The sequence below is a fragment of the Klebsiella sp. 28 genome, from assembly GCF_018223905.1.
Lineage (GTDB): Bacteria > Pseudomonadota > Gammaproteobacteria > Enterobacterales > Enterobacteriaceae > Klebsiella > Klebsiella pneumoniae.
The window spans coordinates 1-14,613 of sequence record NZ_JAGRQY010000040.1 but is presented as its reverse complement, the minus strand read 5'-3'; the positions used below and the strand labels follow the sequence as shown (position 1 = coordinate 14,613).

The 14,613-nt window shown below is 57.5% G+C and carries 14 protein-coding genes and 3 pseudogenes; 10 read left to right on the top strand and 7 right to left on the bottom strand.

Going from position 1 to position 14,613, the window contains the following annotated elements:
- Positions 1 to 3 precede the first annotated feature (3 nt).
- Entirely contained in the window at positions 4 to 219 is a 216-nt protein-coding gene (locus KHQ28_RS07965) for a hypothetical protein (protein ID WP_004143717.1), read from the bottom strand.
- Positions 220 to 584: 365 nt separating this feature from the next.
- Complete coding sequence (locus tag KHQ28_RS07960; RefSeq protein ID WP_004143718.1) at positions 585 to 770, bottom strand: general stress protein; 186 nt, start codon at positions 768 to 770, stop codon at positions 585 to 587.
- 656 nt (positions 771 to 1,426) lie between these two features.
- On the opposite strand from KHQ28_RS07960, the gene KHQ28_RS07955 reads away from it, so the two are divergent.
- On the top strand, positions 1,427 to 2,341 hold the full coding sequence (locus KHQ28_RS07955) for an SDR family oxidoreductase (protein ID WP_004151242.1): 915 nt from the start codon (positions 1,427 to 1,429) through the stop codon (positions 2,339 to 2,341).
- Positions 2,342 to 2,537: 196 nt separating this feature from the next.
- On the top strand, positions 2,538 to 2,783 hold the full coding sequence (locus tag KHQ28_RS07950; protein WP_002906114.1) for a YmjA family protein: 246 nt from the start codon (positions 2,538 to 2,540) through the stop codon (positions 2,781 to 2,783).
- Positions 2,784 to 2,850: 67 nt separating this feature from the next.
- Here the strand turns inward: KHQ28_RS07950 and KHQ28_RS07945 are convergent, their stop codons facing one another.
- Positions 2,851 to 3,744: a LysR family transcriptional regulator gene (locus KHQ28_RS07945; RefSeq protein WP_032418917.1), complete on the bottom strand. Its 894-nt coding sequence runs from the start codon at positions 3,742 to 3,744 to the stop codon at positions 2,851 to 2,853.
- Positions 3,745 to 3,857: 113 nt separating this feature from the next.
- Between KHQ28_RS07945 and KHQ28_RS07940 the strand changes: the two genes are divergently transcribed.
- Both KHQ28_RS07940 and sra read left to right on the top strand, forming a co-directional pair.
- Positions 3,858 to 4,709 carry a Vmh family MBL fold metallo-hydrolase gene (locus tag KHQ28_RS07940; RefSeq protein ID WP_004189881.1) on the top strand — a complete coding sequence of 284 codons (852 nt, stop codon included), beginning with the start codon at positions 3,858 to 3,860 and terminating at the stop codon, positions 4,707 to 4,709.
- 177 nt (positions 4,710 to 4,886) lie between these two features.
- Positions 4,887 to 5,027, top strand: coding sequence for a stationary-phase-induced ribosome-associated protein (sra, locus tag KHQ28_RS07935; RefSeq protein ID WP_004143727.1), 141 nt, complete (start codon positions 4,887 to 4,889; stop codon positions 5,025 to 5,027).
- Here the strand turns inward: sra and KHQ28_RS07930 are convergent.
- Positions 5,024 to 5,152, bottom strand: coding sequence for a hypothetical protein (locus tag KHQ28_RS07930; protein ID WP_002906122.1), 129 nt, complete (start codon positions 5,150 to 5,152; stop codon positions 5,024 to 5,026). The two genes, sra and KHQ28_RS07930, sit on opposite strands and share 4 nt — an antisense overlap.
- 56 nt (positions 5,153 to 5,208) lie before the next feature.
- On the opposite strand from KHQ28_RS07930, the gene KHQ28_RS07925 reads away from it, so the two are divergent.
- The 3 genes from KHQ28_RS07925 (at position 5,209) to KHQ28_RS07915 (ending at position 9,910) form a co-directional block, all read left to right on the top strand.
- On the top strand, positions 5,209 to 6,906 hold the full coding sequence (locus tag KHQ28_RS07925) for an NAD-dependent malic enzyme (protein WP_002906125.1): 1,698 nt from the start codon (positions 5,209 to 5,211) through the stop codon (positions 6,904 to 6,906).
- A 183-nt stretch (positions 6,907 to 7,089) separates the two neighbouring features.
- Positions 7,090 to 7,797, top strand: coding sequence for a hypothetical protein (locus KHQ28_RS07920; RefSeq protein ID WP_032418916.1), 708 nt, complete (start codon positions 7,090 to 7,092; stop codon positions 7,795 to 7,797).
- A gap of 397 nt (positions 7,798 to 8,194) precedes the next feature.
- Positions 8,195 to 9,910 carry an ABC-F family ATP-binding cassette domain-containing protein gene (locus KHQ28_RS07915; protein ID WP_032411550.1) on the top strand — a complete coding sequence of 572 codons (1,716 nt, stop codon included), beginning with the start codon at positions 8,195 to 8,197 and terminating at the stop codon, positions 9,908 to 9,910.
- Between the two features lie 36 nt (positions 9,911 to 9,946).
- On the opposite strand, the pseudogene KHQ28_RS29145 reads toward KHQ28_RS07915, so the two are convergent.
- A pseudogene (locus KHQ28_RS29145) lies at positions 9,947 to 10,273 on the bottom strand (GNAT family N-acetyltransferase); the annotation flags it as partial.
- Here KHQ28_RS29145 and KHQ28_RS29140 point away from each other — a divergent pair.
- A pseudogene (locus KHQ28_RS29140) lies at positions 10,205 to 10,348 on the top strand (hypothetical protein); the annotation flags it as partial. The pseudogenes KHQ28_RS29145 and KHQ28_RS29140 overlap by 69 nt on opposite strands.
- Positions 10,349 to 10,615: 267 nt before the next feature.
- On the opposite strand, the pseudogene KHQ28_RS29135 reads toward KHQ28_RS29140, so the two are convergent.
- Positions 10,616 to 10,831: pseudogene (locus tag KHQ28_RS29135) on the bottom strand (MarR family transcriptional regulator); the annotation flags it as partial.
- Positions 10,832 to 11,067: 236 nt separating this feature from the next.
- Positions 11,068 to 11,667: an inorganic diphosphatase gene (locus KHQ28_RS07905; RefSeq protein ID WP_004176015.1), complete on the bottom strand. Its 600-nt coding sequence runs from the start codon at positions 11,665 to 11,667 to the stop codon at positions 11,068 to 11,070.
- Between the two features lie 252 nt (positions 11,668 to 11,919).
- Between KHQ28_RS07905 and adhP the strand changes: the two genes are divergently transcribed.
- Positions 11,920 to 12,930, top strand: coding sequence for an alcohol dehydrogenase AdhP (gene adhP, locus KHQ28_RS07900; RefSeq protein WP_002906221.1), 1,011 nt, complete (start codon positions 11,920 to 11,922; stop codon positions 12,928 to 12,930).
- A 169-nt stretch (positions 12,931 to 13,099) separates the two neighbouring features.
- The coding region (locus KHQ28_RS07895) for a TIGR04028 family ABC transporter substrate-binding protein (protein WP_211777582.1) at positions 13,100 to 14,613 on the top strand (1,514 nt) is incomplete at its 3' end.

The window sequence follows — 14,613 nt, the reverse complement described above, 5'->3', positions numbered from 1 at the left end:
CTTTTATTTTGACGTGGAATCTTCACTCTCTTCCGCCGCCTGGTCAGCTCGCGCTGCGCTATATCCGGATAAATGGCCAACAATATTGGCATAAATACTGATGAGAATGACCCACAGTACGCTGTCTTTCCACCAGATCAACGAGGGTATCGCCAGACCCACCCACATAACGGCGGCGACAAGATGACAGCGCTTAATAAACACTGGCGTCAACTTCATTTTATTACCTTAGGACCGAACAATATTGAGCGACCATTTTATCGACGCTCTGACCGCAGCGTCAGGCGCTAAACCTTACGCTGAAAATGTCTTTCTTTTGCCTAAGCATAAAAAAGAAAACAGCGTTGCGTATTGTCCCGTTCCGTTATTTTCTGTCTTTACCGTCCGGCTAATTTATTGCCGCTGCGGCCTTCTTTTATTGCTAGTGATGCGGCGATTTCCTCCTCACCTTTTAGTTCCCCCGCATCGCGGATAATGAATGTCGTTATAGAGAAATAAACCCTGAATATGCAGAAACCTGCGGACCATCTGGCCCACAGGTTTTGTCTCAACGCCGATTTGTCGACGTCACAGCTCATCAGTCGCTAGCTGTCACCGGATTTACGGCCGCCGCCATGACTGTTCTTACCACCCTTCTTACCGGCTTCGGATGCACGTTCAGGATCATTTTTAAAGTTCCCGCCGCTGTGCTGTCCGCCTTTACGCCCGGCTTCGGATGCTTTCTCACGATCTTCTGCAAAATTACCTGAACCGCCTCTATGCTCTGCCATAATTTTCACCTTTGGTTTGATCAATATCGGTTGGTAAATGGAAAATGACCCTGTTACAAATCATCGCCCTCGATATCTAACACTAGAGGAATGCCTGCAGGAGTCAAATTAATTTCAGATACCCATCCGCGCACTGACAAAATAAAGCTTTACTAACGAAGCGGTAAGATAAAATATACCTCACACAACTCCTTTATTTGACGTAGGTTATGTTCACCGGCGGGTAAAACAGAAACGTCCAACGGCCGTTTGTAAAAAAATGCAAACAATTTAATGAATAAATATTTCTTTATCTCGCGGAACACAATATCCAGAAATATTACCCCTAAAGAGGTATTACCTTATAGACCATGGTTTGCTAATGAACATCTTCATCGTTTATTCAGGCAGCACCTTCATCGTAACTTGAGAAAAAGATCATGCGCGTTACGAAAATAGCCCTCGGTCCTTGATTAAGGATGGAATAATCCTAATTTAACGTCAGCAATAATAACGCAACGCTATCCCCCGAAATACGCCAAGGATCAGTCGGTTAAGGCATACCGTTACGCCTACGGTTGGCCATTGACTGCGATGTTGCGAGTCATTCAGGGGCTTTCGCCAGGAGAAGCTGACCTATTCTTAGAGCTGGCCCGTTCTGTCTGAAGGAGATGACTATGCAAGATGAAAAACCGCCAATGAAGAAGTTACCCACCTCCATGTTGCCAGAAGAGACGGCTCCACGTCCGGAGTTCCCGGAGCAAGAACAAACCCCGCCGGGTCTGGATGCGGAAATGGAGCCATCCCCGGACCACGGTGAAACCAGCTACACCGGCTCCGGGCGACTGGCCGGTAAGAAAGCGTTAATTACCGGCGGCGACTCCGGTATTGGCCGTGCGGTGGCGATCGCCTTTGCCCGCGAAGGGGCCGACGTCGCGATAAACTATCTGCCCGAAGAGCAAAAGGATGCGGATGAAGTTATCGCCCTGATCAAAGCCGAAGGGCGCACCGCGGTCGCCCTCCCGGGTGATATTCGCTCAGAATCCTTCTGCCAGTCGCTGGTGGCCGACGCGGTGGAACAACTGGGAGGTCTGAGCATCCTGGTTAATAACGCCGGACGTCAGCAATACTGCGAAACCCTTGAGGAACTCACCACCGAAGATTTCGACGCTACCTTCAAAACCAACGTCTACGCGCCGTTCTGGATCACCCGCGCCGCACTGCCTCACCTCCAGGCCGGAAGCGCGATTATCAATACCACCTCGGTGCAGGCGTATAAACCCAGCCCGATCCTGCTCGATTATGCGCAGACCAAAGCCTGTCTCGCGATCTTCACTAAATCGCTGGCTAAACAGGTGGCGAAACGAGGTATTCGCGTGAACGCCGTAGCGCCTGGCCCTTACTGGACGGTGCTGCAATCCAGCGGCGGCCAGCCGGACGAGAAGGTGAAACAGTTTGGCAAAGACACGCCGATGGGGCGCCCGGGACAACCGGTAGAGATCGCCCCGCTGTATGTCACCCTGGCATCCGATGCCTGCTCATATACCTCCGGACAGGTGTGGTGTTCTGACGGCGGGGATGGTGTGGTCTAAGCCTCCCGGCATACCGACGCGCGCCAGCGCGCGCCGGTATTTTCCCGGCCAACCCTTGCGGCTATATACTGGCCCCTCGCCTCCCGGTTGCGGCAATTTTTTCTTTCCTCCACTCCGTTACTCTGGCCGCATGCTATGATGTCCGCCCGCCGCTGTGCGCTAACCCTGGCCCCGACGCCACCCCTGAGGACGACAGATGAGTAATGACATCCCCCTGAAATTTTATGACATCGTGGACGAATACGAGACCGAAGCGGCTGCGCCGGTAAAGGATGAAGAACGCGATGCGCTGGCGCGCTATTTCCAACTGCTGATTGCGCGGTTAACTAATAACGAAGAGATTGACGAAGAGGCGCAGCGAGAAATGGCCCGCGAGGCGGCCATTAACGAAGACCGCATTGACGATATCGCTAATTTCCTTAATCAGTGGGGCAACGAATAAAGCTCAACGTCAGCCTACCGGCGGAATTGCCTTCCGCCGGTGCTGTCGGGGCGCGAAGCGCCAAGACTCAGCCGTGGCCAGTCTCCTCTCCCAGACGCCTCTGCAGCTCATCAAGAAATAGCGGTAATCCGTCAGGTTGGTAGTCGCGGGAAAGATAGATGCCGTAAACGCTCAACGCCTTCGGCGTCCACTCCGGAAGCACCACCTCCAGCGTGCCGCTGGCAATCGCGCCCCGGGCCTCCAGTTCGGGAAGCATCGCAATGCCGCACCCGGCAACCGCCGCCTCCAGCAGCAATGAAGATATCCCTGCGCTCAGATTACCGTTCACCGCCACCGACGCTTCCCGCCCCTGCGCATCGCTGAACTGCCAGTGCTGGCTGGCGAAATGGCTGTATAGCAGGCAGTTATGTCGTTGCAGATCGTCGGGCGTCGTCAATGGGCCATGCTGGCGCATCCAGCCCGGCGCGGCGCAGAGCAGCGAACGGCACACTCCGAGGCGACGAGCGATGGCCCCCGCCTCCGGGTTGTCGGTAATGCGAATGGCCACGTCGATACGCTCGCCGATCAGGCTGACCGGATGGTTATTGATATCCAGCTCCAGGCGCAGTAGTGGATAGCGGGCGAGAAAGTCCGGCAGCAGCGGAGAGATCAGCTGCATGGCGGTAAAGTGCGCGCAGGCGACGCGCAGTGTGCCGCTGGGATCGGCCCGCTGACGCTCGCCGGCGATTTCATCGGCGATCCGCGTCAAACCGCGGGTCTTGAGCAATACCTTCTCCCCGGCCGGGGTCAGCGTCAGCCGCCGGGTTGAGCGATGGATCAGCCGGGCGCCGGCCCAGCTCTCCATCTGTTCCAGATAGCGGCTCACCATCGGGCGCGACATACCCAGCGCCCGCGCCGCGGCGCTAAGACTTCCCAGCTCGCAGATGCGCAGATACACCTGCGCAGCAATCACCCTGTCCATCACTCCCCCTGATCTGCACGTTTTATGAAACTCAGCATCTCTTGTTTCAGGAATTTTATCAAATAGCGAAATCCGTACAATGGAACGCATTCACCTGTTACTGAGAATAAATCATGAAATTATCTGCCCTTGCTGTTGCTACCGCCCTGTTCAGCGGCGCGGTCTTCGCGGCGCCTCTGACGCTGCAAACTTACAACCCGCAGGAAAAAGGACTTTTTGCCGTCAACTCGACCCTCGTTTCCGGTCCGCATGAAGCGGTACTTTTCGACGCGCAGTTCAGCGTCAAAGATGGGGAAAAGCTGGTGGAGATGATCAAGAAAAACGGCAAACCGCTATCGCGGATTGTGATCACCTCTGGCGATCCGGATTTCTATTTTGGTCTTGAGCCGCTGGTAAAAGCCTTCCCGCAGGCGGAGGTGGTCGCCACGCCGGAGGTCGTCAAACATATTGCAGCCACCAAAGCGGCCAAACTGGCGTACTGGGGCCCGCAAATGAAAGACGGCGCGCCGACGCAGGTGTATGTCCCGCAGGCGCTGGAGGCCAACAGCTTTACCATCGATGGCGAGAAAGTGACCATCATGCAGCCGCATGACTACGCGGCGTTCGTCTGGATCCGGGCGAACAAAACGATCCTCGGCGGCACCGGCGTGGCGTGGGGTATGCATCTCTGGACCGCCGACACCCAGACGCCGGCCAGTCGTCAGCAATGGCGTAATACGCTGGACCAGATGATCGCCCTGCACCCGCAGCGGGTGATCCCGGGCCATTATCTCGGCACCCCGCCGGAGGGAGACAGCGCAGTGCGCTTTACAAAAACTTATCTCCAGCAGTTCGAGCAGGCGCTGAAGACGCATTCGGATTCGGCCGGGGTGATCAAGGCGATGGAGGCACAGTGGCCGGGCCTGGCGGAGACCAGCTCGCTGGAGTTAAGCGCCAAAGTTAATACCGGTGAGATGAAGTGGTGACCCCTGCGGCGCGCAAGGAGGACTGTTCTTAATCTGGCTACCCAGGGTTGCTATTACCGAGAAAATGGACCACCCTACCTGTGGCCGCACAAAAAACGCGCGGCCGACTTTGGGTTACATTTCATCCGGTCATTACCGGGTTTGCCCTTGAAACCAGAACAGGATAAAGGAGTCAGAATGAAATCGAACCATCAGGCACGTCATCTTCTCGGTCTGAACTATAAGCTTTCCCGGCAGAAAAAAGTGGTGCTGGAAGGCGATGAAGAAACCACCATCAACCACATCCATGCTACCGGCCGCAAACGCCGCGGTGGTTAATTTTCAGCCTGAGTGATGATAAACAACACCGTCCTGTTGCCAGGATGGTGTTTTTTTATGGCAATTGACTGCTTGTTTACCCGCTTGAAGACCTTCTGCTCTATACTCTGCCCGCTGCTTTCCACCCGCCCTTCGCTTATCGCCGCGCCGGGACTGTGGTCATGATCAAGGAGTTAGTGCGATGCAATTTACCCATAAGAAAAACCGTTCCCTGTACATCCCCTACGCGGGTCCCGTTCTGCTTGAATTCCCCCTGCTCAACAAGGGAAGCGCCTTCAGTATGGAAGAGCGCAGCAATTTCAATCTGCTCGGCCTGCTGCCGGAAGTGGTTGAAACTATCGAAGAGCAAGCGGAACGCGCCTGGATCCAGTATCAGGGATTCAAAACTGAAATCGACAAACATATTTATCTGCGTAACATCCAGGACACCAACGAAACCCTGTTTTATCGCCTGATCGGCAACCACCTTGAAGAGATGATGCCGGTTATCTATACCCCGACGGTAGGCGCGGCCTGCGAACGGTTCTCCGAGATCTATCGTCGCGCCCGCGGCGTCTTTATCTCCTACCAGAATCGCCATAACCTTGACGACATCCTGCAGAACGTCCCGAACCACAACGTGAAAGTGATTGTGGTCACCGATGGCGAGCGCATTCTCGGCCTCGGCGACCAGGGGATCGGCGGAATGGGGATCCCGATCGGTAAACTGTCGCTGTACACCACCTGCGGCGGCATCAGCCCGGCTTACACCCTGCCTATCGTGCTGGACGTCGGAACAAACAACCAGCAGCTGCTCGACGATCCGCTGTATATGGGCTGGCGCCATCCACGCATTACCGACGACGAGTACTATCAGTTCGTTGACGACGTGATCCAGGCGATTAAGGCCCGCTGGCCGGACGTGCTGCTGCAGTTTGAAGATTTTGCGCAAAAGAACGCCATGCCGCTGCTCAACCGCTACCGCAATGAAATCTGCTCGTTTAACGACGATATTCAGGGCACCGCGGCGGTGACCGTCGGGACGCTGATCGCCGCCAGCCGCGGCGCCGGTAGCCAGCTGAGCGAGCAAAAAATCGTCTTTCTCGGCGCGGGTTCGGCCGGCTGCGGTATCGCTGAACAGATTATCGCCCAGATCGTCCGCGAAGGACTCAGTGAAGAAGAGGCCCGCCAGCGCGTGTTTATGGTTGACCGCTTCGGCCTGTTAACCGACGGCATGCCTAATCTGCTACCGTTCCAGAACAAGCTGGTGCAAAAGCGTGAGCAGCTGCAGAGCTGGGATACCACCAGCGAGGCGCTGTCCCTGCTGGACGTAGTGCGCAACGTGAAGCCGAACATCCTGATCGGCGTCTCGGGTCAGCCGGGACTGTTCACGGAAGAGATTATCCGCGAGATGCACAAGCACTGCCCGCGGCCGATCGTGATGCCGCTCTCCAACCCAACCTCACGGGTGGAAGCGACGCCGCAGAATATCCTGAGCTGGACCGACGGCGAGGCGCTGGTCGCCACCGGCAGTCCATTCTCCCCGGTTACCGTGAAAGGCAAGCAGTATCCCATCGCCCAGTGCAATAACTCCTATATCTTCCCGGGTATTGGACTGGGGGTGATCGCCTCCGGCGCGTCGCGGGTCACAGACGAGATGCTGATGGCTGCCAGCGAAACCCTGGCGCAGCACTCGCCGCTGGTCAACAACGGCGAAGGTCCGGTGCTGCCGGAGCTGAAGGATATCCAGACCGTCTCACGGGCAATTGCCTTCGCGGTCGGCAAGGTGGCCCAGGAGCAAGGCGTGGCGGTGAAAACCTCCGCCGAAGCGCTGCTGCAAGCGATCAGCGATAATTTCTGGCTACCGGAATATCGCAATTATCGCCGCACCTCGATTTAATCGCTGTCACCGGGTCGACATATCGGCCCGGTTATTAATAACGTCAGAATAATACCTCCAGCCACAGAAACGTTTTTTCCGCCTATATACATTCATCGTAAAAATATAAAACGGATAGCATTTGCCGCGCGCCCTCCGCTGTGCAAAATAGTTGTTTCTCACCCCCTCACAACGGAATGTGAAATGCTAAAATTAACCCCTGGCGCGAATAAAGCGAATGCGATTCTGATCCGTATTGTCTTGTTTCTTATCGGCGGTATCGCCATCATCACCGGAATGTGCCTCTTCAGCGGTGATATGTGGATGCTCACCCCGCGGGCGGAACAGTATCAGCCCGCCACCGGCGATCTGGTGGATGTCGTCATCTATGAACCGAGTAAATTTTTCTTCGCTCTGCTCTACGTGTTTATTATTACCCTGGTCTGGCTGTTGGCGGTACGTAAAATCCCCTGGCGGCCGATACAGCATCCTATATTACCGCTGATGGTACTGATTGCCGCCGGGATATTTATTTTCCTCCACCCGGAGGTCACCCCGGGTCGGGATGCCAGTATTCAGTACGGTAAACACAACATTTCTTACACTGCCATTTTCTGGAGCAAAACGAATTCAGATCGACATGTCACTCAACCCTCTAAATATGAAATTTTTGTTGAAGCGAAAGATCCCCGCTGGCTTATCGACAGAAACAATCTTGGCCGCGCCTGGCGCTGTGAAGTCAAGCGGCATACCCAGTTTTACACCCTGTCATTCAATGAGGGCTGGTTTCCGGACGGCGATTCGCAGGTCATGGCCCGCCAGTGTACTCAGGTAAGCGATCTGAATGCGCTCAGTGAAACGGCAATCATGATTGCCCGCCCGATCGCCACCGTCCCTGTGGAGGCACCGTAAATGAGCCAGCAAAAAAATGGTTCTGCAACCATGTTCTGGCAAACACATAAGCCCTCTGCGCCAACCCGGCATCGTAGACAAAGGCGGCGCAGGTGACAGCTGGCGGGTCCCCCCTGCCAGTTTTGTCACTGGCGCGCTTTCCCTTTCCCCACTACACTGCCATCACCCATCCACTTACTGAATAAAAAAGGAGGCCCCCCATGCTGTATTGTGAAATGTTTATTGTTTCACATGCCTTAGGCAATTGCGCCAGCTCAAGCGTTATCGGTATCGTGCTGCGATAACTATGGCTTGAGCGAAGACTCTTCACGCAACCCCTTCTCTCCGGCTTACCGGGTTATCGTCAGCGAGTTTTGACGAGGCATTTGCATGCCTGTAACTCTTGAGTAAGTTGACTATGAGTACATTACTAACTGCCCATGCGCTCCACGTGGAGACGGCTTTTGGGCCGCTGTTTAACTCCCTCTCCTTCACCCTGAAGAAAGGCGACCGGATCGGTCTCATCGGCCATAACGGTTGCGGCAAAAGCACCCTGCTGCAGGTGCTGGACGGCACCCTCGCGCCCACCTCGGGCAGCGTCTCGCTCGCCGGTCAGTGTCTGATGGCCCGCGTTGAACAGCATCTGCCGGAGGCGCTGCATACGCAGTCGCTGCTGCAGGCGGTGCTGGCCCCATTACCCGCCGACGCGCGGGAAGCACAGCGCTGGCTGGCCGAGCGCCTGCTGGCGCAAATGGGCTTTACCCCGGCGGTGATGGAGCAGCAGACCGCCACCCTGAGCGGCGGCCAGCACACGCGTCTGCTGCTGGCCCGGGCGCTGATCCGCCAGCCTGATCTGCTCTTGTTGGATGAGCCGGGCAACCATCTCGATCTGCCCACCCTGCTGTGGCTGGAAAGCTTCCTGCAAACCTGGCAGGGGAGCTTCGTGCTGGTGTCACACGACAACACCTTACTGGATGCTGTAACTAATGCGAGTTGGATCCTCCGTGACCAGACGCTACATTGCTTCGCCTTGCCCTGCAGCGCTGCCCGTCAGGCACTGCAGGAGCAGGATGAAAGCGCCGCGTTACGTCATAAGGCGGAGCAAAAAGAGATCGACCGGGTCAGCGCCAGCGCCCGGCGGCTGGCCACCTGGGGTCGGGTCTATGACAATGAAGATCTCGCCCGCAAAGCCAAACAGATGGAGAAGCAGGTCGCCCGCCTGAAAGACGAGCAGACCGAGCTCAGCGTCGGCCCGCCGTGGCGCCTGGTGTTACAGGGGGACGCCCTGCCGGCCGACCGCCTTTTGGAGATGGACACCCTTCCCGTCTCGCCCGCGCCGGGTCAGCCATCCCTCTTCACCACCGGCGTGGCGCGCCTGCGCAGCGGCGATCGCGTGGCCATCATGGGACGTAATGGCGGCGGCAAATCGTCCCTGCTGCGCCTGCTGTGGCAGCAGATGAACAACGCATCGCCTCTCCCGGGGCTGCGCCTGCATCCCCGGCTGCACCCCGGCTACTATGACCAGACGCTGGCGCAGTTGCCGGACGAGGCCAGCCTGCTCGAGGCCCTGACGCCGTTTGCCCCGTCGGCGGACACCCGTAAACGGGCGCTGATCGCCGCCGGGTTTGGCTGGGCGAGACATAGCCAGAAGGTCAGCACCCTCAGCGGCGGCGAGCGATCGCGGCTGCTGTTCGTTGGCCTGTCGCTGGCGCGCTACAGTCTGCTGCTGCTGGATGAACCCACCAACCATCTTGATATGGAGGGTAAAGCGGCGCTGGCGCAGACGCTGCGCGATTACCCCGGCGGCGTGCTGCTGGTCAGTCATGACCGCCAGCTGATTAGCGAAAGCTGTAACCGCTTCTGGCTGATTGACAGCGCCGGGCTAACGGAGTGGCACAGCCTGGAGGAGGTTTATGCCCGTCTGCAGGCCGTGGCGCCCGCCCCGGACAGTCGGCTCGCTTTGCAGAGTACACCCGCCGGGGCTGACGATGATGAGGAGGCGCTGCTGGCGCGGCTGATTGACCTGGAGCAGTGGCTGGCTGACGACATGGCCCGCAAGCCAAAACATCAAAAGCCGTCACTGCAGGCACAGTGGCAAGAGGAGATTGCCCGCCTGCTTAACCAACTGACGTAATCTCCATGTCCCCCCACCGGCTAAGGCGCAACACCCTTAGCCGATGTTTCCGGACCGGGTAAACTGCTGCTCGGTCATTACCTTTCCCCACTGCTCCCCCTGCCATTCGCGGATTAACGTGAAGCCAAAGGATTCATACAGTTTGCGGGCCGCGTCCAGCCCTTTAAAGGTCCACAGCTGCACCGCGCTAAACTGGCGACTATCGCAGAAAGCCATCGCCTCGCTGAGGAGCCGCCTGCCAATGCCGGTTCCCCGGCAGCTGTCATCGAGAATGAACCAGCGCAAATGCGCCTCCTGCTGGCCGAGGTCCTCGCCATCGATAGCCAGCGAGCCGACGATTTTCCCTTCGCGGATCGCCAGCCAGATCTGGTTGGCCGGGGAGGAGAGCCGGGTGGCAAATTCCGCTACGCCGCTGGCGACCTTGCCTTCAAAAAAAGCGCCAAAGTCATGATGACGGGCGTAATACTCCCCGTGCATCTGGGCTATCCGGCCGATCATCCCCGGCTGGTAGCCGGTCATCAGCGAAATTTGCGGAGCCGTATCCGCAAGCGCGCTATCCCGACACTGCGCCAGCGCCCGGGCATAGGCCGCCAGTCCAGTGGCGACAGTTTGCTGCTGCGTCTCATCCAGATGGTCTAACGCCTCCACCACCTGACGGGTCCCCCAGGCGTTAATTTTCGCCACCGTATCGTGCCCCTTTGCCGTCAGGGCGAGTGATTTCGCGCGCGCATCCTCCGCGCAAGGACGCTCCTCCAGCTCACCAGCCGCCAGCAGACGAGAGACCATCCGGCTGACGCTTGATTTTTCCAGTCCCAGCAACGTGACCAGCTGCGCGGCCGTCATCTCCCCCCTCATCGATACCTCAAGCAGGGTGTGCACCGCCGAAGGTGAATAATGGGTGGCGGCCAGCGTGGTGCTCATAAAGCCCAGCTCGCGCACCATTAACCGCGAGGCGGTACGAATCTGTTGGATTAAGGGGGTATCAGGCATGGCGGCGGGTCCAGAAAATGAAATGGTTGTACAATACAACCATCGCCTTCATCCTGCGTCAAGATGCAATATGGTGGGATAAGCGTTGTCGTGTGACGTGTGATTTTGCCGCCATAGGGATCGTGAAAGCGAATGCCGCGGGCGCCGGACAGCGCCCGCGATGAATATTATTGCGGGTTCTTCGCCTTCCAGGCCTCCCAGGCCGATTTGATCTCCTGCTTCGCGGCCGCGGCGTCATTAAAGCCGGCCAGCTCGACCTTTTTACGCCCCTCCGGCAGTTCTTTATAGACCCGGAAGAAGGCCTCCAGCCGCTGCTGTTCTATTTTCGGCAGATCGGAGATGGTCTTGATGTCGTCGTAGGTCGGGTCAATTTTACTGGCCGGTACGGCGATGATTTTGTCGTCTTTCTCACCGCCGTCTATCATCTTCAGCACACCAATTGCCCGCAGCTTAATCAGCGTGCCCGGGGCCATCGGCGCGCGGGTATAAAACACCACGTCCAGCGGGTCGCCATCCCCGGCCAGCGACTGGGTCAGCGAGCCGTAGTTCGCCGGGTAGGCCACCGGCATCGACTGAAAGCGGTCGGCGACGATAAACCCCGTTTTAGCATCGGTTTCGTACTTAACGATCCCGCCCGTCGGGATCTCAGTGACGGCGTAAAATTCTTCCGGGTTGTTTTCCGGCTGGGGAAATTCCAGCACATTGTGGGCCTGGGCGGCGGCGGACAAAAGCAGACCGGCGGTGAGGATGGTTTTTACCAGATGCATTGTTGTATCACTCTGTTGTTATAAGAAATTGATGCGCAAAACAATAGATTCGAGTGATGACAAAAACATGACCATTCAGCGTCAATATTATTACCTACCAAATATAGCGATATTGTCTGAATTTTGTGCTATCTCTGTAGCAAAAAGCCACATTCTGTACTAAGCGCCTTGTATTTTACCGCTCAGCGTCTAATCCTTATTGGGTACTATTGCATTAATTAAGTTAATCAATTCCCCCACAAGGAGACAGGCATGAAGGCAGCTGTTGTTACCCACGACCATCAGGTTAACGTCACGGAAAAAACGCTGCGCCCGCTGGAATACGGCGAAGCGCTGTTGAAAATGGAATGCTGCGGCGTGTGTCATACTGACCTGCACGTGAAAAACGGCGATTTTGGCGATAAAACCGGCGTCATTCTCGGCCATGAAGGGATCGGGGTGGTACAAAAAGTCGGCCCGGGCGTCACCTCCCTGAAGCCGGGCGACCGCGCCAGCGTGGCGTGGTTCTTCGAAGGCTGCGGCCACTGCGATTACTGTAACAGCGGCAACGAGACGCTCTGCCGCTCGGTGAAAAACGCCGGCTATACCGTCGATGGCGGCATGGCGGAAGAGTGCATCGTCACCGCCAACTACGCGGTAAAAGTTCCGGACGGCCTCGACTCCGCCGCCGCCAGCAGCATCACCTGCGCGGGCGTCACCACCTACAAAGCGGTCAAGGTCTCCCACATCAAACCGGGCCAGTGGATCGCCATCTACGGCCTCGGCGGGCTGGGTAACCTCGCGCTGCAGTATGCGAAGAATGTGTTTAACGCCAAAGTGATCGCTATCGACGTCAACGACGGACAGCTGGAGCTGGCGGCCTCGATGGGCGCCGACCTGACCATCAACTCCCGCAATGAAGATGCGGCGAAAGTGATTCAGGAAAAAACCGGCGGCGCCCACGCTGCGGTAGTAACCGCGGTGGCTAAAGCGGCCTTTAACTCGGCGGTGGATGCCGTTCGCGCCGGTGGCCGCGTGGTCGCGGTGGGCCTGCCGCCGGAGGCGATGAGCCTCGATATTCCGCGTCTGGTGCTGGACGGCATCGAAGTGGTCGGTTCGCTGGTCGGCACCCGTCAGGATCTGGTGGAAGCCTTCCAGTTTGCCGCCGAAGGCAAAGTGGTGCCGAAAGTCACCCTGCGTCCGCTGGAAGATATCAACGCTATCTTCAAAGAGATGGAGCAAGGTCAGATCCGCGGCCGTATGGTTATCGATCTGCGTAGCTAATCACCCGCGCCTCTCCCGTCCGGGAGAGGCGATCCCCCTGGCACGTCCTCTCGCTTCCCAACCCGGGAAGTAAATGCAATTTCCGCAAATGCTTAGCGCAATTCCTTGGTTCCTTTGTTTTTAGCCGCGCCCGATGATGGCAACACAATAGATAACAAAGGAATTCACCATGCATCGTCATTTTCGCCTGCCCGCGCTGGCCGCGCTGTTTCTCACCGGCGCCTTTTCCGTCTGGGCCGCCGACACGCCGGTTAAAGGCGGCACCTTAATTTATCTGGAGCAGCAACCGCACACCAATCTCTATCCGCCCGCCGGCGGCTTTTACCCGAATGGCGGGATTCTCAATCAGATAACCGACAAGCTCACCTGGCAGAACCCGAAAACGCTGGAGATTGAGCCGTGGATCGCCGAGAGCTGGACCAGCAATGCCGATAAAACCGAGTACACCTTCCACCTGCGCAAAGGGGTCACTTTCTCAGATGGCACACCGCTGGACGCCGCCGCCGTCGCCAAAAACTTCGATACCTATGGTCTGGGAGATAAAGCCCATCGTCTGCCCGTCTCGGAGGTCATCAATAACTACCAGCGCAGCGAAGTGATCGACCCGCTGACGGTAAAATTCTACTTCAACAAGCCGTCGCCGGGCTTCCTGCAGGGAACCGCCACCATCGGCTCCGGTCTGGTATCTCTCAGCACCCTGCAGCGTAATTTTGAAGAGCTGGGCGATGCCCGACATATTATCGGCTCCGGCCCCTTCGTCGTGCAGGATGAAAAACCAGGCCGCGAGCTGACGCTGGTGGCGCGCAAGGATTACCAGTGGGGGCCGAAAAACATTGCCCAGCAGGGGCCCGCTAACCTCGACGGCATCACCTATATTGTGACGCCGGAAGACAGCGTGCGTATCGGCGCGCTGCTGGCAGGTCAGGCGGGCTTTATTCGCCAGGTGCAGGCCTACGATGAAAAGCAGGCTACCGATCAGGGATTTAAGATCTACGCTGCCCCTACCCGCGGGGTCAACGACAGCCTGAGCTTCCGCCCGGATAACCCACTGGTCGCCGATCTGCGGGTGCGTCAGGCCCTGCTCCATGCCACCAACGCCAGGCAGGTGGTGGAGACGCTGTTCTCCGCTAACTACCCGCAAGCCACCTCCGTGCTGGCCAGCTCTGCCGCCGGCTATGTCAATCTCAGCGATAAACTCACCTTCGACCAGGCCAAAGCCCGGCAATTGCTGGATGACGCCGGCTGGAAGCCCGCCGCCGACGGTATTCGCAGCAAAGACGGTCAGCGGCTGGCGCTGACCGTCTATGAGTCGCTGCCGCAGCCGCAGAATAAGGAAGTGCTGCAGCTGATCGCCCAGCAGTGGCGCCAGGTGGGTGTGGCGTTGACGGTCAAAGCCGGGGATGCCGGTAGCCGTACGCTGGATAACCTCGACCCGCAGAAAACCCCGCTCACCGTCTCAGAAGTGGGCCGCGCCGACCCGGATGTGGTGAAAAGTATGTTCTTCCCCAACAACCGCGATGCGCTGCTGCAGAAAGGCGGCTCCAGCGATAAAGTGCAGCGCTTCCGCGATGATAAGCTCAATGACCTGCTGACCGGTATCTCCGCGGCGGTAGAGCCGCAGCAGCGCTTGCAGTTAACCGGCGACGCCCAGCGCTATCTGATCGATAACGCCTATGTGATCCC

Bases quoted from the DNA above. Each gene is read 5' to 3' on its own strand.
- KHQ28_RS07965 (WP_004143717.1), bottom strand. From the start codon at position 219: ATGAAGTTGACGCCAGTGTTTATTAAGCGCTGTCATCTTGTCGCCGCC.
- KHQ28_RS07960 (WP_004143718.1), bottom strand. From the start codon at position 770: ATGGCAGAGCATAGAGGCGGTTCAGGTAATTTTGCAGAAGATCGTGAG.
- KHQ28_RS07955 (WP_004151242.1), top strand. From the start codon at position 1,427: ATGCAAGATGAAAAACCGCCAATGAAGAAGTTACCCACCTCCATGTTG.
- KHQ28_RS07950 (WP_002906114.1), top strand. From the start codon at position 2,538: ATGAGTAATGACATCCCCCTGAAATTTTATGACATCGTGGACGAATAC.
- KHQ28_RS07945 (WP_032418917.1), bottom strand. From the start codon at position 3,744: ATGGACAGGGTGATTGCTGCGCAGGTGTATCTGCGCATCTGCGAGCTG.
- KHQ28_RS07940 (WP_004189881.1), top strand. From the start codon at position 3,858: ATGAAATTATCTGCCCTTGCTGTTGCTACCGCCCTGTTCAGCGGCGCG.
- sra (WP_004143727.1), top strand. From the start codon at position 4,887: ATGAAATCGAACCATCAGGCACGTCATCTTCTCGGTCTGAACTATAAG.
- KHQ28_RS07925 (WP_002906125.1), top strand. From the start codon at position 5,209: ATGCAATTTACCCATAAGAAAAACCGTTCCCTGTACATCCCCTACGCG.
- KHQ28_RS07920 (WP_032418916.1), top strand. From the start codon at position 7,090: ATGCTAAAATTAACCCCTGGCGCGAATAAAGCGAATGCGATTCTGATC.
- KHQ28_RS07915 (WP_032411550.1), top strand. From the start codon at position 8,195: ATGAGTACATTACTAACTGCCCATGCGCTCCACGTGGAGACGGCTTTT.
- KHQ28_RS07905 (WP_004176015.1), bottom strand. From the start codon at position 11,667: ATGCATCTGGTAAAAACCATCCTCACCGCCGGTCTGCTTTTGTCCGCC.
- adhP (WP_002906221.1), top strand. From the start codon at position 11,920: ATGAAGGCAGCTGTTGTTACCCACGACCATCAGGTTAACGTCACGGAA.